At 70.9% G+C, this 20134-nt stretch carries 20 protein-coding genes; 11 read left to right on the forward strand and 9 right to left on the reverse strand.

The features are described 5' to 3' along the window. Window positions 1-23: 23 nt before the first annotated feature. From KJK29_RS29605 to KJK29_RS29640, 8 genes are all read left to right on the forward strand, one after another. Complete coding sequence (locus tag KJK29_RS29605; protein ID WP_215122233.1) at window positions 24-1040, forward strand: 1-aminocyclopropane-1-carboxylate deaminase; 1017 nt, start codon at window positions 24-26, stop codon at window positions 1038-1040. Between the two features lie 69 nt (window positions 1041-1109). Further along, window positions 1110-1514 (forward strand): VOC family protein, encoded by a 405-nt coding sequence (locus KJK29_RS29610; RefSeq protein ID WP_215122234.1) that lies wholly within the window; start codon window positions 1110-1112, stop codon window positions 1512-1514. Window positions 1515-1570: 56 nt separating this feature from the next. Continuing rightward, a complete protein-coding gene (locus tag KJK29_RS29615; RefSeq protein ID WP_215122235.1) occupies window positions 1571-2608 on the forward strand; it encodes a LacI family DNA-binding transcriptional regulator in 1038 nt (345 codons plus the stop codon). 316 nt (window positions 2609-2924) lie between these two features. Further along, complete coding sequence (locus KJK29_RS29620; RefSeq protein ID WP_215122236.1) at window positions 2925-4217, forward strand: ABC transporter substrate-binding protein; 1293 nt, start codon at window positions 2925-2927, stop codon at window positions 4215-4217. 1 nt (window position 4218) lies between these two features. Then, window positions 4219-5238 (forward strand): carbohydrate ABC transporter permease, encoded by a 1020-nt coding sequence (locus tag KJK29_RS29625; RefSeq protein WP_215122237.1) that lies wholly within the window; start codon window positions 4219-4221, stop codon window positions 5236-5238. Beyond that, window positions 5228-6100 (forward strand): carbohydrate ABC transporter permease, encoded by an 873-nt coding sequence (locus KJK29_RS29630; protein ID WP_215122238.1) that lies wholly within the window; start codon window positions 5228-5230, stop codon window positions 6098-6100. The genes KJK29_RS29625 and KJK29_RS29630 overlap by 11 nt, the downstream gene beginning before the upstream one ends. Before the next feature lie 38 nt (window positions 6101-6138). Continuing rightward, window positions 6139-6771 (forward strand): DUF6461 domain-containing protein, encoded by a 633-nt coding sequence (locus KJK29_RS29635; protein ID WP_215122239.1) that lies wholly within the window; start codon window positions 6139-6141, stop codon window positions 6769-6771. A gap of 74 nt (window positions 6772-6845) precedes the next feature. Beyond that, the gene (locus tag KJK29_RS29640; RefSeq protein WP_215122240.1) at window positions 6846-7433 is read left to right on the forward strand and encodes a TetR/AcrR family transcriptional regulator; all 588 of its coding nucleotides are present in this window, start codon (window positions 6846-6848) and stop codon (window positions 7431-7433) included. A gap of 95 nt (window positions 7434-7528) precedes the next feature. Here the strand turns inward: KJK29_RS29640 and KJK29_RS29645 are convergent, their stop codons facing one another. Together KJK29_RS29645 and KJK29_RS29650 are read right to left on the reverse strand one after the other, a co-directional pair. Further along, window positions 7529-8764 (reverse strand): TerD family protein, encoded by a 1236-nt coding sequence (locus KJK29_RS29645; protein ID WP_215124507.1) that lies wholly within the window; start codon window positions 8762-8764, stop codon window positions 7529-7531. A gap of 64 nt (window positions 8765-8828) precedes the next feature. Beyond that, on the reverse strand, window positions 8829-9050 hold the full coding sequence (locus KJK29_RS29650) for a hypothetical protein (protein WP_215122241.1): 222 nt from the start codon (window positions 9048-9050) through the stop codon (window positions 8829-8831). Between the two features lie 120 nt (window positions 9051-9170). On the opposite strand from KJK29_RS29650, the gene KJK29_RS29655 reads away from it, so the two are divergent. Continuing rightward, window positions 9171-9881, forward strand: a complete 711-nt coding sequence (locus tag KJK29_RS29655; protein WP_215122242.1) for a 2-phosphosulfolactate phosphatase — start codon at window positions 9171-9173, stop codon at window positions 9879-9881. 183 nt (window positions 9882-10064) lie between these two features. Here the strand turns inward: KJK29_RS29655 and KJK29_RS29660 are convergent, their stop codons facing one another. The 6 genes from KJK29_RS29660 to KJK29_RS29685 form a co-directional block, all read right to left on the reverse strand. Further along, window positions 10065-11054, reverse strand: coding sequence for a zinc-dependent alcohol dehydrogenase family protein (locus tag KJK29_RS29660; protein WP_215122243.1), 990 nt, complete (start codon window positions 11052-11054; stop codon window positions 10065-10067). Next, window positions 11051-11875, reverse strand: a complete 825-nt coding sequence (locus tag KJK29_RS29665; protein WP_215122244.1) for a carbohydrate ABC transporter permease — start codon at window positions 11873-11875, stop codon at window positions 11051-11053. The genes KJK29_RS29660 and KJK29_RS29665 overlap by 4 nt, the downstream gene beginning before the upstream one ends. Next, window positions 11872-12813, reverse strand: coding sequence for a carbohydrate ABC transporter permease (locus KJK29_RS29670; RefSeq protein WP_215122245.1), 942 nt, complete (start codon window positions 12811-12813; stop codon window positions 11872-11874). Before KJK29_RS29670 ends, KJK29_RS29665 begins: the two co-directional genes overlap by 4 nt. Next, window positions 12810-14183 carry an ABC transporter substrate-binding protein gene (locus tag KJK29_RS29675; protein ID WP_215122246.1) on the reverse strand — a complete coding sequence of 458 codons (1374 nt, stop codon included), beginning with the start codon at window positions 14181-14183 and terminating at the stop codon, window positions 12810-12812. Before KJK29_RS29675 ends, KJK29_RS29670 begins: the two co-directional genes overlap by 4 nt. A 78-nt stretch (window positions 14184-14261) precedes the next feature. Then, window positions 14262-15029 carry a DeoR/GlpR family DNA-binding transcription regulator gene (locus KJK29_RS29680; protein WP_215122247.1) on the reverse strand — a complete coding sequence of 256 codons (768 nt, stop codon included), beginning with the start codon at window positions 15027-15029 and terminating at the stop codon, window positions 14262-14264. 290 nt (window positions 15030-15319) lie between these two features. Further along, window positions 15320-16129, reverse strand: coding sequence for an NAD-dependent epimerase/dehydratase family protein (locus KJK29_RS29685; protein WP_215122248.1), 810 nt, complete (start codon window positions 16127-16129; stop codon window positions 15320-15322). A gap of 223 nt (window positions 16130-16352) precedes the next feature. Between KJK29_RS29685 and KJK29_RS29690 the strand changes: the two genes are divergently transcribed. After that, on the forward strand, window positions 16353-17294 hold the full coding sequence (locus KJK29_RS29690) for a 5-dehydro-4-deoxyglucarate dehydratase (RefSeq protein ID WP_215122249.1): 942 nt from the start codon (window positions 16353-16355) through the stop codon (window positions 17292-17294). Next, window positions 17291-18457 carry a hypothetical protein gene (locus tag KJK29_RS29695; protein WP_215122250.1) on the forward strand — a complete coding sequence of 389 codons (1167 nt, stop codon included), beginning with the start codon at window positions 17291-17293 and terminating at the stop codon, window positions 18455-18457. The genes KJK29_RS29690 and KJK29_RS29695 overlap by 4 nt, the downstream gene beginning before the upstream one ends. A 431-nt stretch (window positions 18458-18888) precedes the next feature. On the opposite strand, the gene KJK29_RS29700 is transcribed toward KJK29_RS29695, so the two are convergent. After that, window positions 18889-20127: an MFS transporter gene (locus KJK29_RS29700; RefSeq protein ID WP_215122251.1), complete on the reverse strand. Its 1239-nt coding sequence runs from the start codon at window positions 20125-20127 to the stop codon at window positions 18889-18891. Window positions 20128-20134: the final 7 nt, after the last annotated feature.

A 20134-nucleotide genomic window follows, 5' to 3' on the forward strand; every position in this document is an offset into this window, starting at 1 on the left:
GACCCCCGAACCCGGGAGGACCCATGCCCCTTTCCTCGTACGAGCGTTACCCGCTGCTCTTCGGGCCCTCGCCCGTCCACCGTCTGCAGCGGCTGACCGAGCATCTCGGCGGCGCCTCCCTCTGGGCCAAGCGCGAGGACTGCAACTCCGGCATCGCGTACGGCGGGAACAAGACCCGCAAGCTGGAGTACCTGGTCGCCGACGCGCTCGCCCAGGGCTGCGACACGCTCGTGTCGATCGGCGGGGTGCAGTCCAACCACACCCGCCAGGTCGCGGCCGTCGCCGCCCGGGCCGGGCTCAAGTGCGTGCTCGTGCAGGAGAGCTGGGTGGACTGGCCCGACGCCGTGTACGACAAGGTCGGCAACATCCTGATCAGCCGGCTCGCCGGGGCCGATGTGCGGCTGGTGAAGGCCGGGTTCGGCATCGGGTTCAAGGAGAGCTGGGAGCAGGCGCTCAGGGAGGTCGAGGAGGGCGGCGGGAAGCCGTACGCCATTCCGGCCGGTGCCTCCGACCATCCGCTCGGCGGCCTCGGCTTCGCCGCCTGGGCCCATGAAGTGGTGCGGCAGGAGCGGGAGCTGGGCGTCTTCTTCGACACCGTCGTCGTGTGCTCGGTGACCGGGTCGACGCAGGCCGGCATGGTCGCCGGGTTCGCCGCGCTGGAGGAGGCGGGCGGGCGGCCCCGGCGCGTGCTCGGCATCGACGCCTCGGCCAAGCCGGCCGCCACCCGCACGCAGATCGCCCGGATCGCTCACAAGACCGGGCAGCTCATCGGCCTCAAGCGTGAGCTGACCGAGTCCGACGTCGAACTCGACGAGCGGTACCACGCGGGCATCTACGGCATCCCCGACGAGACCACCCTGGCGGCGATGCGCCTGGCGGCCCGCACGGAGGGCATGGTCACCGACCCCGTCTATGAGGGGAAGTCCATGGCCGGGATGATCGACCTGGTCTCGAACGGAGAGATCGGCCGCGACTCCACGGCCCTCTACGCCCATCTCGGCGGGCAGCCGGCGCTGAACGCCTACAGCGCGCTGTTCTGACGGCTTCTCGGGAATCAACCCGCCGGGGCCCGGGTTGTCTGCGGATACCCGAGATCACGGAGGATCCCCATGCCCGAGGAATCAGCCGTCCGAGAGCTGCGACTCGTCGTGACCGCCGACGACTACGACGCCGCGTTGCACTTCTACCGGGACGTGCTCGGCCTGAGCGAGCAGGCCGCCTTCGCCTCGGAAGGCGGGCGGGTCACGATCCTCGACGCCGGGCGGGCCACGCTGGAGCTGACCGATCCGAACCACGCGGCGTTCATCGACGACGTGGAGGTGGGGCGGCGGGTGGCCGGTCATGTCCGGGTCGCCTTCCAGGTGGACGACTCCGTCGCCGTCACGGCGAAGCTCGCCGCCGCCGGGGCTGCGGTCGTCGCCGAGCCGACGCGCACCCCCTGGAACTCCCTGAACTCCCGGCTGGAGGCCCCCGGCGCCCTGCAGCTGACGCTGTTCACCGAGCTCGGCGACTGAGCGGCCCGTCCCGCTGCCCTGCCGGGCCGCGTCCGGCGCCGGATAAAGTGCTCAGCGTGTGGACCGACAATCAGCGGGTGGAGCCGGGTGACGAGCGGCCCGACGGTGCCCGGCGCCGGGCCACGATCCATGACGTCGCGCGGCTGGCCGGGGTGTCACGCCAGACGGTCTCCCGGGCGGTCAACGACAAGGGCGAGATCGACCCGGGCACCAAGGAGCGGGTGCTGGAGGCGGCGCGGCTCCTGGACTACCGGCCCAGCCGGTTCGCGCGCGGACTCGTGCAGAAGGGCGCGGTGACGGCGGGGCTGGTCATCCCGGACCTGCGCAACCCCTTCTTCCCCGAGGTGGCCGCCGGTGTGCTGGAGGCGGCCGAGCAACGCGGCTGGCAGGTCGTCGTATGGGACTCCCGTATCGACGACGCCAGGGAGCGGCAGGCGCTCGACGTGCTCTCCCACCAGGCGGACGCGGTCGTGGGCTACTTCAAGGACTCGGACGAGGTGCTCACCCGGCACCTCGGGGGCGTGCCGCTGGTGCTGCTGGAGCGCGGCCCGCAGCAGACCCGGTTCGCGGCCGTCGGCATCGACGCCTCCGCCGGTGTCGAGCAGGGCATCGCCCACCTGGTGCAGTCCGGGCACCGTCGGATCGGCATGCTGGACGGCGAGCATGGACCCGGGGCCCGGAGGAAGGCCTTCCTCGAGCAGGTACGGCGGCACGGTCTGCCCGTCGACGAGAGCTGGATCGTGCTGTGCCCCGAGCACAGCGTGGCCGGGGGCGAGTCCGGCATGGAGCGGCTGCTGGACGCGCGGCCGGAGATCACCGCGGTCTTCGGCTTCAACGACCTGATCGCGGTCGGGGCGATGCGCACCGCCCGGCGCCGTGGCCGCAGGGTGCCGGACGATCTGGCCGTGCTGGGCTTCGACGGTCTCTCCCTGGGCGAGCTGGTGGACCCCGCCCTGACCACGCTGCACATCGACAAGCGGCAGCTGGGACGGCTCGCCGTGGAGCAGATGGCCCGGCTGTGCGCCGGTGAGGAGCCGCTGCGGGGCGCGGACGCGTGGATCACCCCCGAGCTGGTCGTGCGCGAGTCCGCCTGACCTCCCGGGCCGTCGTGCCCGTCGCCAGATCGGCTGTGCCGTTCCCTTGACACCGGTTTTCGGGCGCCCCGATACTCAACGGCAACGCTCACGTGAACGTTCACGAACCCCCAGAAGTCCCCATCGCGGGACCGTCGGCCCGACTACCAGGCGCCCGCCGACATCGTTGTCTTCGCTTCCTCATCCCGGAAGCGCCCGAAGCATCTGAAGCATCCGAAGCGTCCCCCCATCCCCGTGAGAACGGGCCCGCGGCAGTGCCTTCCCCCCGGCCGCGGTACGCCCGGAAAGCGAGTGCGCGCCCATGGAACACCGAACGATGTCCCGCAGACGCTTTCTGGGGGCCTCCCTCGGCGGCGCGGGCGCGGGCCTGCTCGGGCTGACCGGATGCGGGGGAGAGGCGGGCTCTGCCTCCGCCGGCACGGACCACCTCAGCCTCTGGTACTGGAAGGGCTCGCTCAGCGACCAGCTGCTCGCCACCGCCCGGCGCGGTGTCCCCGGGGTGCCGGGGCTGCGGGTGAAGGGCTCCCAGATCCCGGACGGCGACATCGACTCCAAGGTGCGTACAAGTCTCGCCGCCCGCGCCTACGTTCCTGACCTGACGGTCGTCAACAGCGACAACCTCGCCACGTTCTTCCCCGACGAGAACGAGTTCCTCGACCTGCGCACGCTCGGCGCGGAGTCCGTCCGCGACCAGTACCTCGACTGGAAGTGGAAGGCCTGCTTCACCCCGACGGGCAGGATGATCGGCTTCCCGCTGGACGCCGGTCCCACCGCGCTCTACTACCGCCGGGACCTCTTCCGGGACGCCGGACTGCCCCATGAACCGGCGGACGTCGCCGAGGAGATCCCCACCTGGGAGAAGTTCATCGCCGCCGGACGGACCCTGCGGGCCAAGGGGCCCGGCAAGCCCTGCCTGCTGAGCAACATCGGCAACGTCTTCCAGCAGGTCCTGCTGCAGAGCCCGAAGCAGTTCGTGGACGCCGAGAACCGCTTCATCGGCGATCAGGAGCACGTCCGGCGCGCCTGGGATCTCTCCGTGGAGATCCTCCGGCAGCAGCTCAGCGCCGGGATCACCGACGGGACACCGGACTTCAACGCGGCCATGAGCGGCGGCCGGGTCGCCACCATGACCACGGCGGTGTGGGCCATCTACGGCCTGAAGGACACCGCCCCCAAGACCTCCGGATCCTGGCGGCTGACCACCTTGCCCGACGGCCCCTGCAACTACGGCGGCTCCTACGTCACCCTGACCCGCTACTGCCGGGAACCGGAAGCGGCCTTCGCCTTCCTGAAGTGGATGCTCAGCCCCGCGAACCAGCTCAAGAGCTACCAGGAGATGGCCCTGTTCCCCACCACTCCGGCCTCCTACGCCGACCCGGCGATGCACAAGCCCGACCCCTTCTTCGGCGGTCAGCAGCCCATCGACGTCTTCGGCCCGGCCGCCCGGAAGGCCCCGGTCGTCTGGTTCAGCCCCTACGAGGAGACCGCCAACACCCCGTTCTTCCAGGAGCTGACCAATGTGGAGATGCTCGGCAAGAACCCCGAACGGGCGTGGCGGGACGCCGTGAACACGGCCGAGACCACGCTGTCCCGGGTGGGGGTGAGCTGACATGGCCACGGTTCTGGACCCGGCCGGGGCGCCGGCGGCCGACGAGCGGCCACCTGCCCGCCGTACCAAGTCCACCACCCCGGGCGGACGCAGGCGTCACCTCCCGCCCCTGCTCGCCATCTCCCCGTTCTACGTGCTGTTCGCCGTCTTCGGCGCCTTCCCGATCGTCTTCTCCGTCTATCTGTCCTTCCAGGACTGGGACGGCATCGGGGACATGCGCTTCGTCGGACTCCAGCAGTACGGCTGGCTGCTGCGGGACTCGGTGTTCTGGCACTCGGTGCTCAACACCTTCGAGATCTGGTTCCTGTCGACGGTGCCGATGCTGTTCCTGGCCCTGGTGCTGGCGTTCCTGCTGCACTCGCAGGTCCGCTTCACGGGCGCCTACCGGGTGGCGTACTTCATCCCCAACGTGACCTCGATGGTCGCCATGACCGTCGTCTTCGGCTCGGTCTTCGCCCAGGCGGGCCTCGCCAACGCGGTGCTGCGGGCGATCGGCGTGGACGGGATCGGCTGGCTGTCCTCGGAGTGGGGCATCAAGTCCTCCGTCTCCCTGATGATCATCTGGCGGTGGGTCGGCTACAACGCGCTGATCTTCCTGGCGGGCCTCCAGGCCATCCCCACCGAGCACTTCGAGGCCGCCCGCGTCGACGGCGCGAACAGCCGGCAGACCCTCTTCCGGGTCGTGCTGCCGCAACTGCGGCCCGTGGTGCTGTTCGCCGCCGTCACCTCCACCATCAACGGCCTGCAGATCTTCACCGAGTCCCAGGTGCTCTTCCAGTCGACCGACACCGGAACCACGGGCGGTCCGGGCCAGGAAGGGATGACCATCGTGCTCTATCTGTGGCAGAAGGCCTTCAAGGAGCACCAGTTCGGCTACGGCGCCGCGATGGGCTGGGTCCTCTTCGCGATCATCGCGATCTTCACCATCATCAACTGGCGGCTGGTCTCCGGCTCGGACGACGACCGCCGTCCCGGCCTCGCCGGTCTGCTGCGCCGGAAGGGGGCCCGCGATGGCCGCTGACGACAGGACGACCTCCAGCGCCCACTTGGCCATCGGCTCCGGCAGCAGGCTCAGCCGGATCGGCGTCCGGGCGACGCTGCTGTTCGGTGTGCTGGTCTCGCTGTTCCCCTTCTACTGGCTGGTGGTGCTGGCCTCCGGCACCACGCAGGACATCTACCGCTACCCGCCCAAGCTGCTGCCCGGGCCGCATCTGCTGGACAACATGGGGCGGGTGCTCGACACCGTCGACTTCTTCGGCTCGCTGTTCAACACCGTCGTCGTCGCCGTGCTCGGGACCGTCCTGGTGCTGTTCTTCGACTCGCTGGCCGCTTTCGCCTTCGCCAAGTACGAGTTCCCGGCGAAGAAGTTCCTCTTCGGCATGCTGCTGGTGACGTACATGATCCCGGCGCAGCTCTCCCTGGTGCCGCAGTTCGTCACCATGGCCGAGTTCGGCTGGGCGGGCTCGCTGAAGGCGCTGATCATCCCCAGCGCGGCGAACGCGTTCGGCATCTTCTGGATGCGCCAGTACGCCCAGAACTCACTGCCGGACGAGCTGCTGGACGCGGGGCGGATCGACGGCGCCGGATTCTTCCGCCTCTACTGGACGGTCGCCGTGCCGCTGTTCCGCCCGGCCCTCGCCTTCCTCGGCATCTTCACCTTCATCGGCCTGTGGAACGACTACATCTGGCCCCTGGTCGTCATGATCGACCCGGACAGGGTCACCCTCCAGGTCGCCCTCGCGAACCTCAACGTCCTCTACAACACCGACTACTCCCTGGTGATGGCGGGCGCGTTGATGAGCGTCATCCCGCTGATCCTGGTCTTCCTGATCGGTGCGCGGCACTTCCTGCGGGACTTGGCGGCGGGGGCCATGAAGATGTGAGGTGACACTGCGACGTGAGCAAGGGGAAGGATGGGGACATGCGCGACGGATTAGCGTGGCTGGCCCGCGAGGATCTCACCTGGCTGGGGTACTGCGTCACCCTGGCCCGGGGTGTGGAGCCCGGGGAACTGGTGCGGCGTCTCAGCGGTGACGAGCCCCCCGAGGAGCTCGGCGACCGGGGAGCGGAGGAACTGGTCGACTTCCTGGACCGGCGCGACCGGGACCGCGGCCGGGACGACGGTGTCGCGGTGCGGTACGGCACGAGCGCGGACCTGTCCTTCGCCGTGGCGTACGGGGAGTGGCCCGGACGCCTGGGGCCCGGCTACACCGACGGCCTGTCCGGGCAGGACGATCATGTGTTCCAGCTCTACTACGAGACGCAGAATCCGAAGCGGCCGCCGCCGGAGTTCAGCTACTTCCGTGACGGCGGCTACGTCTGCGGCTTCCAGATGTACATGCACACCTGGTCGCACGAGATCACCGGCCCGCACCCGGAGCTGCTCAGCGACGCGGTCCGGGCGGCGGGCGTCCCGGACGAGGAGGACAGGGGCTCGGCCCACGCCAGGTCCCTCGCCGTGGTGGAGCAGGTGTTCGGCCTGACTCTCCCTCGCGACCAGGTGCTGCACCGGGCCGTCCCCGCCGCTCTGATCAGGGGGCAGACACCGGCCTGACCTGCCGGCGTTCTCGGCCCCGGGTTTCGATCTAAGGTACGGAGCGGGGTCCCCGGTTCGTGAGGAGTTGCTGCGTGGCGCAGGTCAGGCCCATGCGGGCGGATGCCCGGCGTAACTACGAGCGGTTGCTGAAGGCGGCCGTGGAGGCCTTCGCCGAGCACGGGGAGAGCGCGTCGCTCGACGACATCGCGAAGCGGGCCGGGGTGGGGTCCGGCACGCTGTACCGGCACTTTCCGACCCGGCAGGCGCTGCTGGAGGCCGTGTATCTCGACCGCATCGAGGCGATCGCGGCCCGGGCGGACGAGCTGGCGGCCGGGCTGCCGCCGGGTGAGGCGCTGGTGGAGTGGCTGTACGAGCTCGGTGCCGGGCTGATCGAGGTGCGTGGGCTCAAGGCGCTGCTGGGTCCGGCCGTCACGGACACGGGCGCCCCGGTGGGGACGGCCTGCGGTGACTCGGTGAAGGGCGCGGCGGGGCGGCTGGTGCGGGCGGCGCGGGAGGTGGGTGCGCTGCGGGGGGACGTCGAGCCGGTCGATGTGCTGCGGCTGGTCCATGGTGTCGCTGTGGCGGCGGAGCTGGCCGATGCGGAGTGTGGGTATGTGCGGCGGTATTTGATGCTGTTGGTGGAGGGGCTGCGGCCGAGGGGTGTGTCCCGGGCGCCGTAGGGGTGCGGGGTTTTTTTTGGGGGGGGCGGGAGGTGGGGGCTTGTCGCGCAGTTCCCCGCGCCCCTGGAGGGGCGCGGGGAGTCTAGGCCGTTCTCTTACAGGGCCTGGGCTGCCGGCTTGACCATGCCCCTGACCGTGCGGGACTTCACGAAGTCGCCCATCGCCGTCATGTCCCACTCGCCGGAGAACTGGCGGATCAGCTTGGCCATCATCACGCCGGTCTGGGGTTCGGCGCTGGTGAGGTCGAAGCGGACCAGTTCCTCGCCCGTCGTGCCGTCCAGGAGGCGGCAGTAGGCCTTGGCGACCTCGGTGAACTTCTGGCCGGAGAAGGAGTTGACCGTGAAGACCAGGCCGGTGACCTCCTGGGGCAGCCGGCCGAGGTCGACCACGATCACCTCGTCGTCCCCGCCGCCCTCGCCCGTGAGGTTGTCGCCGGAGTGCTTGATCGCGCCGCCCACGATCTGGAGCTTGCCGAAGTAGCAGCTGTCGATGTGGTTGCGCTGCGGCCCGTAGGCGATGACCGAGGCGTCGAGGTCGATGTCCTTGCCGCGGTACGCCGGCTCCCAGCCGAGGCCCATCTTGACCGAGGAGAGCAGGGGGCGGCCGCCCTTGACGAGGGAGACGGTCTGGTTCTTCTGGAGGCTGACGCGGCCCTTGTCGAGGTTGATCTTCCCGGCGCCGGGCGCGGGCGGCGGGGGAGGGGTGGCCGGGGCCGGGGGCGCAGCGGGCGTGGAGACCGGCGGGGCCGGCGGGGCCGGCGGGGCCACCGGCGGCTGCATCGGGGCCGGCGGCGGGGTCACCGGCTGGGCGGGGGTCACGGGCTGGGCCGGGGCGGCCGGTTCCTCCACCGTCACACCGAAGTCCGTGGCGATGCCCGCGAGGCCGTTGGCGTAGCCCTGGCCGACCGCGCGGGCCTTCCACTGGCCGCCTCGCAGATAGATCTCCACGATCACCAGGGCCGTCTCGCTGCCGAGCTGCGGCGGGGTGAAGGAGGCCAGGACGGAGCTGTCGTCCGCGTTGCGGATCGTGGCGGTCGGCTCCACGCCCTGGAAGGTCTGGCCCGCGGCATCCGGGCTGGCGGTGACGATGATCTTCTCGATGCCGGGGGGCACGGCCGCCGTGTCGACCGTGATCGCGTCGGGCGCGGTGCCGCCGCCGGAGCGGTACGTCACGCCCGGGCCCGACGGCTGGTTGTAGAAGATGAAGTCGTCGTCGGAGCGCACCTTGCCGTCGGCGGTGAGCAGCAGGCCCGATACGTCGAGCCGCACGGGAGCGGCGACGTCCACCGTCACGCGGGCGGCGGACAGGGGGATGTTCGAGCCGGGGGTCATAGCTGTCATGCCGGGTGAACGAGCGAGGCGGTTTTGCCGTTCCCTTACCTTGGGGCCAATCGGGTCAGCGGCGATTGCGGGGGTGATCGCGGGCGGTGCGTTCGTTGCCCCGCTTGTAGTTGCCGGTCCAGCGGGCCATGACGAGCTGGGGGTCGGGGCTCTCGACCTCGGTGAGGAACTGGGCGGCGCGGGGGCCGTTCAGGGTGGTGGCGGGGCGGCCGTGGTGGGTGATGCGGACGGTTCCGCCGGTGTGTTCCTCGTAGCTGAATCCGTGAGGTCGTGGCATGCCGTGAGGGTACGGGGCGGGGGACCGGTGCCCCAGCGGTTTTCGCGTCGGCGGCCTTCGCCCCGGTCGGCGAGGCGGAGATCACCTGGGCTGCGAGGCCGAACCGCGGAGAATGGGGCGATGGAGCATCACGTCGTCGGGATCCCGGAGTTGACCGGAGTTCCCCGTGTCGCCGTCGTCATCGATGTCATGCGTGCCTTCACCGTGGCCGCCTGGGCCTTCTCGCGTGGAGTCGAGAAAATAGTCCTGGCCTCGACGGAGAGCGAGGCACTCGCCCTGAAGGAGAGCCGCCCGGGCTGGCTGGCTCTGAAGGACGGGGCCCTGGCGGAGGGCTTCGACGCGGTGAACTCACCCGGCCTGCTCAGATCCCGCGACTTCACCGGGCGCACACTCGTGCAGAAGACGACGGCGGGAACCGTGGGCGCCCTGGCCGTCGCGGACGCGCCGCTGGTCCTGTGCGCGAGCTTCGTGGTGGCCGGCCCGACCGCGCGGTTCCTGCGGGCCGCGGATCCCGGTCCCGTGACCTTCGTCGTCACCGGCGAGGGAGGCCAGGCCGACGAGGACCTGGCCTGCGCTGAATACATCGGTCGGCGGATGACCGGACGCGATGTGGAGGCGGCCCCGTATCTGCACCGCGCGCGGACGTCTCGTGCCGCGGCGGACCTCGCCGGGGGGCTGCGGAGCGGCTACCACCCCGACGATGTCGATCTCTGCCTGGAGATCGACAGGTTCCCCTTCGCGATGGTGGCTCGCCAGGAGGACTCATCGACGGTGCTCCGTCCCGTCGCGGTGCCCGAGGTCCCGTCCGGCGACGGCACCGGGCGCCATTGACAGCCGTACAGCTATCAATCCGTCGGAGATCGGAATCGGGCGGATGTTCCCCTCGGGGGTCCGGCTGCACAAGACTGGCGCGGAAGGATCTTGCACGGTCGGCCGTTCTCGGGGGACGCGTGGGGTGCGGCCGGAGGGTCGCACCCCACGCGCGGTTTCGGTCCATGAGGCCGTGCGGTCCGGCTACGGCACCACGACGATCTTCCGGCCCACACCGGACGCGAACTGCTCCAGCGCCTGCGGGTAGCGCTCCAGCGGGATGCGGTCGCTGATGAAGATCTCCGGGTCCAGCACGCCGTTCGCGAAGAGCTCCGCCGCCCGCTCGAAGCTGTGCAGCACCGCCATCGAGCCGGTGATGGTGATCTCCTGGTTGTAGATGCGGTACGGGTCGATCGTCACGCGGGTCGCATAGTCGGCCACGCCGAACTGCAGGAACGTGCCCGCCTTCGCCACCCGGTCCAGACCGTCCTGGATCGCCGCCGCGTTGCCCGTGGCGTCGACGACCAGGTCCCAGCCCTGCGGCCGGTCCAGTTCGTCGGGGTTCGCCGCCGACGCCGAGACGCCGAGGCGGCGGGCCGTCTCCAGACGGGCCGGGTTCACGTCGACGACGTCCACGCTGGCCGCGCCCGTGCGCTTGGCCAGTTCCAGCATCATCAGGCCCATCGTTCCGGAGCCGTAGATCAGGACGTGCGCGCCGAGGCGGGACCGGAGCACGTCGTAGCCGCGTACCGCGCAGGACAGCGGCTCCACGAGGGCCGCGTCCTCGGTGCGGACGTGCTCCGGGAGCTTCACGCAGTTCGCCACCGGGGCCACCGCGAACTGCGCGGCGCCGCCGGCCGTGGTCACGCCGATCGCCGCCCAGCGTTCGCAGAGGTTGTTGTGGCCCGTACGGCAGTAGCGGCACTCGTAGCAGTAGAGCGAGGGGTCGACCGCGACCCGGTCGCCCACCGACACCTCGGTGACCTGGGCGCCGACCCCAACGATCTCGCCCGCGAACTCGTGTCCGGGCACGATCGGCAGCTTCGGGGCGAACTCGCCCTGGAGGATGTGCAGATCGGTGCCGCAGAGGCCGCAGGCGGCCACTTCGACGACGACCTCGCGCGGCCCTGGCGTCGGGTCCGGGACCTCGGCGACGACGGCCTTGCCCACTGACTCGATGACGGCGGCCTTCATTTCACGGCTCCCAACGACAGGCCCTGGACCAGCTTGTCCTGGGCGGCGAACCCCGCGGCGAGCACCGGCAGGGAGATCACGAGCGACGCGGCGCACACCTTCGCCAGGAACAGGCCCTGGCTGGTGATGAAGCCGGTCAGGAAGACGGGGGCGGTCTCGGCGACCACGCCGGTCAGCACCCGTGCGAAGAGCAGTTCGTTCCAGCTGAAGATGAAGCAGATCAACGCCGTCGCGGCAATACCGGGGAGGGAGATCGGGGCGACCACGCGCGCGAGGACCGTCGGCAGTCTGGCCCCGTCCACCTTCGCCGCCTCGATCACCGCGACCGGGATCTCGGCGAGGAAGGACTGCATCATCCACACCGCGATCGGCAGGTTCATGGACGTGTAGAGGATGACCAGCAGCCAGATGTTGTCGAGCATCCCCGCGTTCTTCGCGAACAGATAGATCGGCAGCAGGCCCGCCACCACCGGCAGCATCTTCGTGGAGAGGAAGAAGAACAGGACGTCCGTCCACTTGCGCACGCGGTTGATCGACAGCGCGTACGCCGCCGGGAAGGCCAGCAGCAGCACCAGCAGGGTCGAGGCCAGGGACGCGACCGCCGAGTTGATCAGCGCCGGCCAGGGGCTCGCGCCGCCGCCCGCGCCGAAGAACTCGCGGTAGCCGTCCAGGGTCAGGGAGGCCGCGAAGGAGGGCGGGTTGGTGGCCGCGTCGGCTTCCGAGTGGAGGGACGTCAGGGCCATCCAGGCGATGGGCAGGAAGAACACGATCCCGGCCAGCCAGGCAACGAGGCCCATGCTGTTACGGCGTAGGACGTTCATGCGCGGGAGGCCTCCTCGCGGAACAGGGACGACACCACGCGCAGGGCGAAGGTGGCGATGATGATCGAGCCGATGACGACCAGGACGCCCGCGGCCGAGGCGAGGCCGTTCTCGTGGGCCTGGTAGAAGCTCTGGTAGACGGTGTAGGGGAGGTTGGCTGTGCCCAGGCCGCCGGACGTGATCGTGAAGACCGCGTCGAAGTTCTGGACGATGTAGATCGAGCCCAGCAGGGCGCCCAGTTCGAGATAGCGGCGCAGGTGGGGGAGTGTCAGATGGACGAAGATCTGCCAGTCGCTCGCCCCGTCGACCCGGGCCGCCTCGACCTGCTCGTGGTCGCGGCTCTGCAGTCCCGCGAGCAGGATCAGCATCATGAACGGCGTCCACTGCCAGACGAGGGAAGCCTCGACCGCGAGCAGCGGGGTGGTGGAGATCCAGTCGGGCTGTGGGCCGCCCACATAGTGCAACAACCCATTGAGCAGGCCGTATTCAGGGTTGTAGAGCACATGCTTCCAGAGCAGGGCCGCTGCTACCGGGACCACCAGGAACGGTGCGATCAGCAGGGTGCGGACGATGCCCCGGCCTCTGAATTTCCGGTCCAGCAGCAGGGCGAGGACGAGTCCCAGCACCAGGCTGGCCAGGACCACCGCCACCGTCAGCAGCACGGTCGTCCACACCGAGTGGCGCAGGTCCGCGTCGGTGAGGACCTCCTGGTAGTTGTCGAGGCCCGTGAAGTGGCGGGCGTCGGGATAGAGGGCGTTCCAGTCGAAGAAGGAGATCACCAGCGTGGCCACGAAGGGCAGCTGGGTGACCACGACCATGAAGATCAGGGCGGGGAGCAGCGGGGCCCGGGTGGCCCAGGCGCGCAGCCGGGCGGAGGGCCTGCGGGCCGGGGTGCGGAGCTCGGGGGAGGCCGCGGGGGCCGTTGTCGTGGCGGTCATCGTCCCTCGTACTCCTCGGAGATCTTCTCGGCGAGCGCTTGAGACTTCTTCAGGGCCGATTCGACGGACTGGCGTCCGGCGATGGCCGCGCTGATCTCCTGGGAGACCTTGGTGCCGAGGTCGGTGAACTCGGGGATGCCGACGAACTGGATGCCGGGCGCGGGCCGCGGCTGCACCCCGGGATCGTCGGGCCGGGCCCCCTCGATGGCCTCCTTGGTCATCTCCTGGAAGGCGGCGGCCTCCTTGCGGTAGTCGGCGTTGGCGTATGTCGACGCCCGCTTGCCGGCCGGGACGTTGGACCAGCCGGCTTTGTCTCCGACCAGTTCCTCGTAGCCCTTGCCGGACGCCCAGGAGACGAACTTCCAGGCGTTGTCGGGGTTGCGGGAGGACTTCTGGATGCCCCAGGCCCAGGTGTAGAGCCAGCCGGACGACTTCGTCCGCTCGACGGGTGCGGGGGCGTAGCCGACCTTGCCCTTGACCGGCGACTTCGCCGCCTCCAGGGACCCGGCCGCGGAGGTGGCGTCGTACCACATGGCGACCTTGCCCTGGGTCATGTTGTTCAGGCACTCGGCGAAACCGGACTGGGCGGCGCCGGATTCGCCGTGCTCGCGCACCAGGTCGACATAGAACTTCGTCGCCTTCACGAAGGCGGGCGAGTCCAGCTGGGCCTTCCAGTCCTTGTCGAACCAGGTGCCGCCGAAGGTGTTCACGACCGTGGTCAGGGGTGCCATGACCTCGCCCCAGCCGGGCAGGCCGCGCAGGCAGATGCCCTTCATGCCCGGTTCGGCGCCGTCCGTCTTCGCCGCGAGGTCCGCCACCTGCTGCCAGGTGGGGTGCGCGGGCATCGTCAGGCCCTGCTTCTCGAACACGTCCTTGCGGTACATCAGGAACGACGACTCGCCGTAGAAGGGCTGGCCGTAGAGCTTGCCGTCCTCCGCCGTGAGGGACTGGCGCATCGGCTTCAGGACGTCCCGCTCGTCGTAGGCCGGGTCCTTGGCGACATGGCCGTTCATCTCGTGCAGCCAGCCGTTGCGGGCGTAGATCGGTATCTCGTAGTTGGACAGGGTGGCGACGTCGTACTGGCCGGCCTGGTTGGCGAAGTCCTGGCTGATCTTGTCGCGGACGTCGTTCTCGGGCAGGACCGTGAAGTTGACCTTGATGCCCGTCTCCTTGGTGAAGTGGGCGCGGGTCAGCTTCTGCAGCTCGACCATCTGGGGGTTGTTGACCATGAGGACGTTGATGGCGTCGCCGCCGGATCCGGCCCCGCCCGCGCCGACCCAGCAGCCGGAGAGCAGCGGGGCGAGCAGCGTCCCTGCGGCGGCCGCGGCGAGCGTGGCTCGCGGTGGCCGTCGTCGGCTCTGGGTTCGCATGGATCGCTCCTGGATGTATGGGGAGATAAAGGGTGGTTCAGGGCATGGCTGCGCCCGAGGGGGGACGTCGGTGTGGTGTCAGACCCGGATGACCTGGGGTCCGAGCAGTGAGTAGCGGTGGGCTTCGGCGGTCGGCAGCAGTGTGCTCGTCACGATCGTCTCCAGTGCGCCGACCTCGGCGAACCGGCAGAAGCTGACCGCTCCGAACTTGGTGTGCACGCCCGCGAAGACTGTGCGGCGGGCGGCCCGGATCGCCTGTGTCTTGACCTCGCTGACGGCCGGGTCGGGGGTGGTGAGGCCGTGTTCGCGGGAGATGCCGTTGGCGCCGATGAACGCCAGGTCGACGACGAAGCCGGCCAGCATCTTCGTCGTCCAGTGGTCGACGGTGGCGAGGGTGCCGGAGCGGACCCGGCCGCCGAGCAGCAGGACGGAGACGGTGTCGGTCTCGGCGAGCGCGCCCGCGACCGGCAGGGACGCGGTGACCACGGTCAGCGGCCGGTCCCTGGGGAGTGCCTCGGCGATGAGCTGCGGGGTGTAGCCCTCGTCGACGAAGACGGTCTCGGCGTCCCCGAGCAGCTCGGCCGCGGCGGCCGCGATCCGGCGCTTCTCGGGGACGTGGCTGGTGGCGCGGAAGGCGAGCGTCGTCTCGAAGCCGGCGCTCTCCACGGGGTAGGCGCCGCCGTGCGTACGCCGGAGCAGGCCGTGGTCCTCCAGGACGCGCAGATCCCGCCGTACGGTCTCCTTGGCCACGCCCAGCTCGTCGGCGAGGGCGGTGACGTCGACCGCGCCGTCACGGCGTGCGACGAGCACGATCTCGCGCTGACGTTCTTCCGCGGTTCTGGTCATGGCCGTCACCCGCCTCCCTGCTGTGCTGCCCGTTCGGGCCCTCGGTCGGGCCTTGGGGGAAGTTCTACAGCGGGTGTTCGACGGTGGCCAGGTCTGTTGCGGGAGCGATCCTGCCCGTCTGTGCCCGTTCGGTCTTCGGTCAGTGCGATGGGCCGGGGGGAGGTCGTAGCTGTCTGCGGGCGCATTGTGGCTGGTCGCGCAGTTCCCCGCGCCCCTGGCGGCGTTGCCCGAATGCCCGAGCGGGCGGGTCCGTTCTCTGCCCGCTCACCGCCGGAGGCACTGTCTTCGGGTCAGTACGGCCAGATCGGCGGGTCCGTCACGAACGGGCCGCCGAGGTAGGCGTGGGCCTCGTTGCCGTCCCGCAGCTCTCCCTGCTCGGCGATCAGCTTCTCGGCGAAGGGCTCGGAGTCGTCCTGGGGGTCGTAGCCGAGCGCGCGTGCCGTGGTGAGGTCCCACCAGAGCCGGGTGTTGGCGGAGGAGCCGTAGACGACGGTGTGGCCGACGTTCTCGGCGGTCAGGCTCGCGTGGAGGAGACGGGCGCCGTCGGTCGGGCTCATCCAGATCGACAGCATGCGCACGCTGGTCGGCTCGGCGAAGCAGGAGCCGATGCGCACCGAGACCGTCTCGACGCCGTGCTTGTCCCAGTAGAACTGCGCGAGGTCTTCGCCGAAGGACTTGGACAGGCCGTAGAAGGTGTCCGGGCGGTGCGGGGTGTCGATGGGGATGAGCGGGTCGTCGCCCCGGGGGCGCGGGGTGTAGCCGACGGCGTGGTTGGAGGAGGCGAAGACGATCCGGCCGACGCCCTCCTCGCGGGCGGCCTCGTACAGGTGGTAGGTGCCCTCGATGTTCGCCTTGAGGATCTTCTCGAAGGGGGCTTCCAGGGAGATGCCCGCGAGGTGGATGATCGCGTCGACGCCCCGGACCGCCTCGCGCACGGCGTCCTTGTCGCCGAGGTCGGCGACGATCGCGTCCGGCGCGTCCTCGATCGGGCGCAGGTCGAGCAGGCGCAGCTCGTAGCCGTAGGCCGGGAGCAGGTCCCGCATCAGGGTGCCGAGGCCGCCGGCGGCGCCGGTGAGCAGAACGGTGCGGGGAGCGGGCATCCTCGGGTCTCCTTGAATGGGCCGCCGTGTACATGGGCGCACGGCATTCATATGCGTGGACACGCTAAGGAGCTGGGGTGGAGCCCGTCAAGTATGGCGCGGGAGCGGCGAATCCGCTGGTGCGTCGCGGGTTCGCGCGCTTGACCGGCACCAAGGGGGCGCCTTAGCGTGGAGGTGTTCAGAAATATAGACGCCAATCATGAATATGGAACCGGGAGAGCTTGTGACGTCAGCCCCTCTCGCCGCTCGGCTCACCGTCCCCAGCGGACCGCTGTTCTTCCCGGTCACCGCGTACGGCCCCGACGGCTCCGTGGACCTCGACGCCTACCGCACGCATGTACGCCGCGGGGTGGAGGCCGGAGCCGCCGCCGTGTTCGCCTGCTGCGGCACCGGCGAGTTCCACGCGCTCACGCCTGAGGAGTTCGAGCGGTGTGTCCGGGCGGCCGTCGAGGCGACCGAGGGGCGTGTGCCGGTGGTCGCGGGCGCCGGGTACGGCACCGCGCTCGCCGTGCGCTACGCCCGCCTCGCCGAGGCCGCAGGGGCGGACGGGCTGCTCGCCATGCCGCCCTACCTCGTCGTCGCCGGGCAGGAAGGCCTGCTGCGGCACTACCGGGAGGTGGCCGCCGCGACCGCCCTGCCGGTCATCGTCTACCAGCGCGACAACGCTGTCTTCACCCCGGAGACCGTCGTCGAACTGGCCCGCACGGACGGGATCATCGGCCTCAAGGACGGGCTCGGCGACCTCGACCTCATGCAGCGCGTCATCAGCGCGGTGCGCTCGGAGGTCCCGGGCGATTTCCTGTACTTCAACGGCCTGCCGACCGCCGAGCAGACCCAGCTCGCCTACCGCGCCCTCGGTGTCACGCTCTACTCCTCCGCCGTGTTCTGCTTCGCGCCCGAGCTGGCCCTCGCCTTCCACCAGGCCCTCGGCAACGGCGACGAACGGACCGTCGAGAAGCTGCTGGACGGCTTCTTCCGCCCGTTCGTCGAACTGCGTGCCCAGGGGCGTGGTTACGCCGTCGCCCTCGTCAAGGCCGGTGTACGGCTGCGTGGCCTCGACGTGGGCGAGGTGCGGCCCCCGCTGCACGAGCCGACCGAGGATCATGTCAAGCAGCTCGCCGAACTGATCGAACGCGGCTATGCGCTGCTGGAGGAGGCCAAGTGAAGGCGTCGGCATTCGTCTATCCCTGGGACGTCAACGGGGACCCGGAGGCGCCCGCGCGGATCGCCGCGCTCGGTGTGGAGCAGGTGACGCTCGCCGCCGCCTACCACTCCACGCGCGCCCTCACGCCCCGCCACCCGCGCCACCGCATCGTCACCGCCGAGCACGCCTCCGTGCTGTATCCGGCGGACGACCGCTGGGCTGGGCGCGAGCTGCGCCCCTACGCGGCCGGCGCCTGGGCCCCCGGGGACGCCTTCGGGGAGGCCGCCGTCGCTCTTGCGGACGCCGGTCTCGGGGTGCACACCTGGGTCGTCCTCGCGCACAACTCCCGCCTCGGCGCCGAGCACCCGGACACCTCGGTCGTCAACGCCTACGGCGACCACTACCCCTGGGCGCCGTGCATCGCCCAGCCCGCCACGCGCGCGTACCTGACCGACCTGGCGGCGGAGGCGGCGGTACGGCCCGGGGCGCGGGGCACCGAGCTGGAGTCCCTCGGCTGGTACGGCCTGCAGCATCTGCACGCCCACGACAAGACCGGCGGCATCGGCCTCGGGGACGCCGGGCAGTACCTGATGGCGCTCTGCTTCTGCCCGTCCTGCCGGGAGGGCTACGGCCGGCACGGCCTCGACGCCGACGAGCTGGCCGCCGCCGTACGGACCGCGCTGGAGCCGGTCTGGCAGGGGGCGACGCCCTCCGACGGGGGCTGGACCGGCATCGAGAAGCTCCTCGGCGAGACCCTCGCGCACACCACGCGCGCGTGGCGCGACGACACCGCCCGCACGCTCCAGGAGCAGGCCGTCGCCGCGGTCCGGGCCGCCGCCCCCGACGGCTTCCAGGTGCTGCTGCACGCGGACCCGGTGTCCTACCACGTCGGCGCCAACCCCGGCGTCGACCCGGCGCACATCCTCTCCGTCGCGGACGGCGTGGTCGTGCCCTGCGCGGGAGGCACCGGCACCCTGGCGCCGTTCGCGAGCCAGGGCAAGGAGGACGCCGTCATCGCCGCCAACTTCCCCGTCATCTCGGGCATGGGCGGCAGCCTCGACACCCTCGCCGACGACATGGCCGAGGCCCGCCGCCTCGGGGCCACCGAGCTGCGGCTGTATCACGCCGGGTTGGCATCGGACGGGGACCTGGATGCGGTCCGCGCCGTGCTCGCGGGGCGCTGAGGCTGCGGGGGCGCGCGGGCCGGTGGCTCTTTCAGGCGGGGCCGCTGTCGCCAGGGGGGCCGCGTCCAGTGCCTGACAGCAGCGGCTGGTGGTGTGCTGATTCGGCCGGGGCCGAGCCCGGTGGCTGGGCGTTGGCGGGCTGTGGCTTCGTCATGTCGGGTTGGTGTCCGACGGCGATCTCGGAGTGGTCTGTTCCGTCGGTGCTGGGCGCCGGATCAGCGGGGCTGCCGTTGCCAGCAGGGCCGCGCCCGGGGCCTCGGCACATGCCGGTGGCGGGCCAGCTCGGTCAGGTCCCTCCGGTGGCTGGGCGCCCGATCAGCGGGGTCGCCGTTGCCAGCAGGGCCGCGCCCAGAGCCCGACGGCACCGGCCGGTAGTGCGCTGACTCGGCCCGGGCCCGCCCCCCCGGTGGCTCGGCGTCGACGAGCTGCCATCACGCCGCGTCGGCATCCGACGGCGCTCTCCACCCGCTCCGTTCCGCCCGCGCCTGGCGCCGGAACAGCGGGGTCGCCGTCAGCAGCAGCGCCCCTCCCAGGGCCACTAGTACCAGCCGGTGGTCGGTCAGTTCGACCAAGGTCGCCCCGGTGGCCAGGCCGAGCACGTTCGGGGTGTACACCAGCGTGTTGGCCGTGGCGGTGACGCGGCCCAGCAGTGGGCCGGGGGTCTCGCGCTGTACCGAGGTCAGGGTGGCGATCAGTACGGCGGGCAGGCCCGCGCCGATCGCCGCGCCGGACACCAGCGCCAGGGGGTCGGACGGCACCGCCCGCAGGGCCACCGCGACGGCCAGCAGGGCGATGCCGTACGCCGCGAAGCGCCGCGCGCCCAGTCGGCGCAGGGCCGTGCCGGAGAGCAGGCCGATCGCCACCGACCCGGCGCCCTGGACGGCGTACAGCACACCGGCGTACGCGGGGGAGTGCCCGAGGCCGTCGACGACGGCGTAGACCATCGCCCCGTTCACTCCGGCGCACAGCATGGTCGCGCCGCCCGCCAGGACCAGGGGGCGCAGCACGGGGTGGGACCAGAGGTGGCGGGCGCCCTCGGCGGTTCGCTTCCGGTGGTTTCCGGTGGGTGGGGCGGGCTGCCGCTCCCGGACCCGCAGTAGCGCGTACAACCCTGTGGCCAGCACGAACGTCGCCGCGTCCAAGAGGGCGACGCTCGCACCGCCGTACGCGGCGTACAGGCCCGCGCCCGCCAGCGGGGCCAGGAGTTTCATGCCCTCGGCGGCCGTCATGCGCAGGCCGTTGAAGTCGCCGAGCAGGGATGGGTCGACGGCGTCGGCCACCAGCGCCGATTCGGCCGCGTCCTGGACGACTCCCGCCGCGCCGTACAGGAACAGCACCGCGTACAGCAGCCACAGGTCGCCCGGGGCGTCGACGCTCACGAGGGTGAGCAGGAGGGCGGCCAGGAGCAGGTTCACGCCGATCAGCAGCGGCTTGCGGCTGCCCCGGTCGGCGAGGGTGCCGAGCAGCGGGCCGGCCAGGGTCGGCAGCCACATGGCGAGCACGCACAGTGCGGCCAGGCCGTCCGAACCGGTGAGGTCCTTGACCCAGACGCCGGACGCGAGCCACAGGGCCGAGGTGCCGAAGCCGGAGACCACCACGGAGGAGAGGTAGAGCCCCGCGTTGCGGTCGCGCAGGACGAGCACGAGAGGCCAGGTCGACTTGATCGTCATGCCTGGC

It is taken from the genome of Streptomyces koelreuteriae (assembly GCF_018604545.1).
Taxonomy (GTDB): Bacteria; Actinomycetota; Actinomycetes; order Streptomycetales; family Streptomycetaceae; genus Streptomyces; species Streptomyces koelreuteriae.

Coding starts and splice junctions, on each gene's coding strand:
- KJK29_RS29620 (WP_215122236.1), top strand. CDS start 2,925: ATGTCCCGCAGACGCTTTCTGGGGGCCTCCCTCGGCGGCGCGGGCGCG.
- KJK29_RS29700 (WP_215122251.1), bottom strand. CDS start 20,127: ATGACGATCAAGTCGACCTGGCCTCTCGTGCTCGTCCTGCGCGACCGC.
- KJK29_RS29630 (WP_215122238.1), top strand. CDS start 5,228: ATGGCCGCTGACGACAGGACGACCTCCAGCGCCCACTTGGCCATCGGC.
- KJK29_RS29665 (WP_215122244.1), bottom strand. CDS start 11,875: ATGAACGTCCTACGCCGTAACAGCATGGGCCTCGTTGCCTGGCTGGCC.
- KJK29_RS29655 (WP_215122242.1), top strand. CDS start 9,171: ATGGAGCATCACGTCGTCGGGATCCCGGAGTTGACCGGAGTTCCCCGT.
- KJK29_RS29650 (WP_215122241.1), bottom strand. CDS start 9,050: ATGCCACGACCTCACGGATTCAGCTACGAGGAACACACCGGCGGAACC.
- KJK29_RS29625 (WP_215122237.1), top strand. CDS start 4,219: ATGGCCACGGTTCTGGACCCGGCCGGGGCGCCGGCGGCCGACGAGCGG.
- KJK29_RS29610 (WP_215122234.1), top strand. CDS start 1,110: ATGCCCGAGGAATCAGCCGTCCGAGAGCTGCGACTCGTCGTGACCGCC.
- KJK29_RS29670 (WP_215122245.1), bottom strand. CDS start 12,813: ATGACCGCCACGACAACGGCCCCCGCGGCCTCCCCCGAGCTCCGCACC.
- KJK29_RS29635 (WP_215122239.1), top strand. CDS start 6,139: ATGCGCGACGGATTAGCGTGGCTGGCCCGCGAGGATCTCACCTGGCTG.
- KJK29_RS29645 (WP_215124507.1), bottom strand. CDS start 8,764: ATGACCCCCGGCTCGAACATCCCCCTGTCCGCCGCCCGCGTGACGGTG.
- KJK29_RS29660 (WP_215122243.1), bottom strand. CDS start 11,054: ATGAAGGCCGCCGTCATCGAGTCAGTGGGCAAGGCCGTCGTCGCCGAG.
- KJK29_RS29680 (WP_215122247.1), bottom strand. CDS start 15,029: ATGACCAGAACCGCGGAAGAACGTCAGCGCGAGATCGTGCTCGTCGCA.
- KJK29_RS29605 (WP_215122233.1), top strand. CDS start 24: ATGCCCCTTTCCTCGTACGAGCGTTACCCGCTGCTCTTCGGGCCCTCG.
- KJK29_RS29685 (WP_215122248.1), bottom strand. CDS start 16,129: ATGCCCGCTCCCCGCACCGTTCTGCTCACCGGCGCCGCCGGCGGCCTC.
- KJK29_RS29675 (WP_215122246.1), bottom strand. CDS start 14,183: ATGCGAACCCAGAGCCGACGACGGCCACCGCGAGCCACGCTCGCCGCG.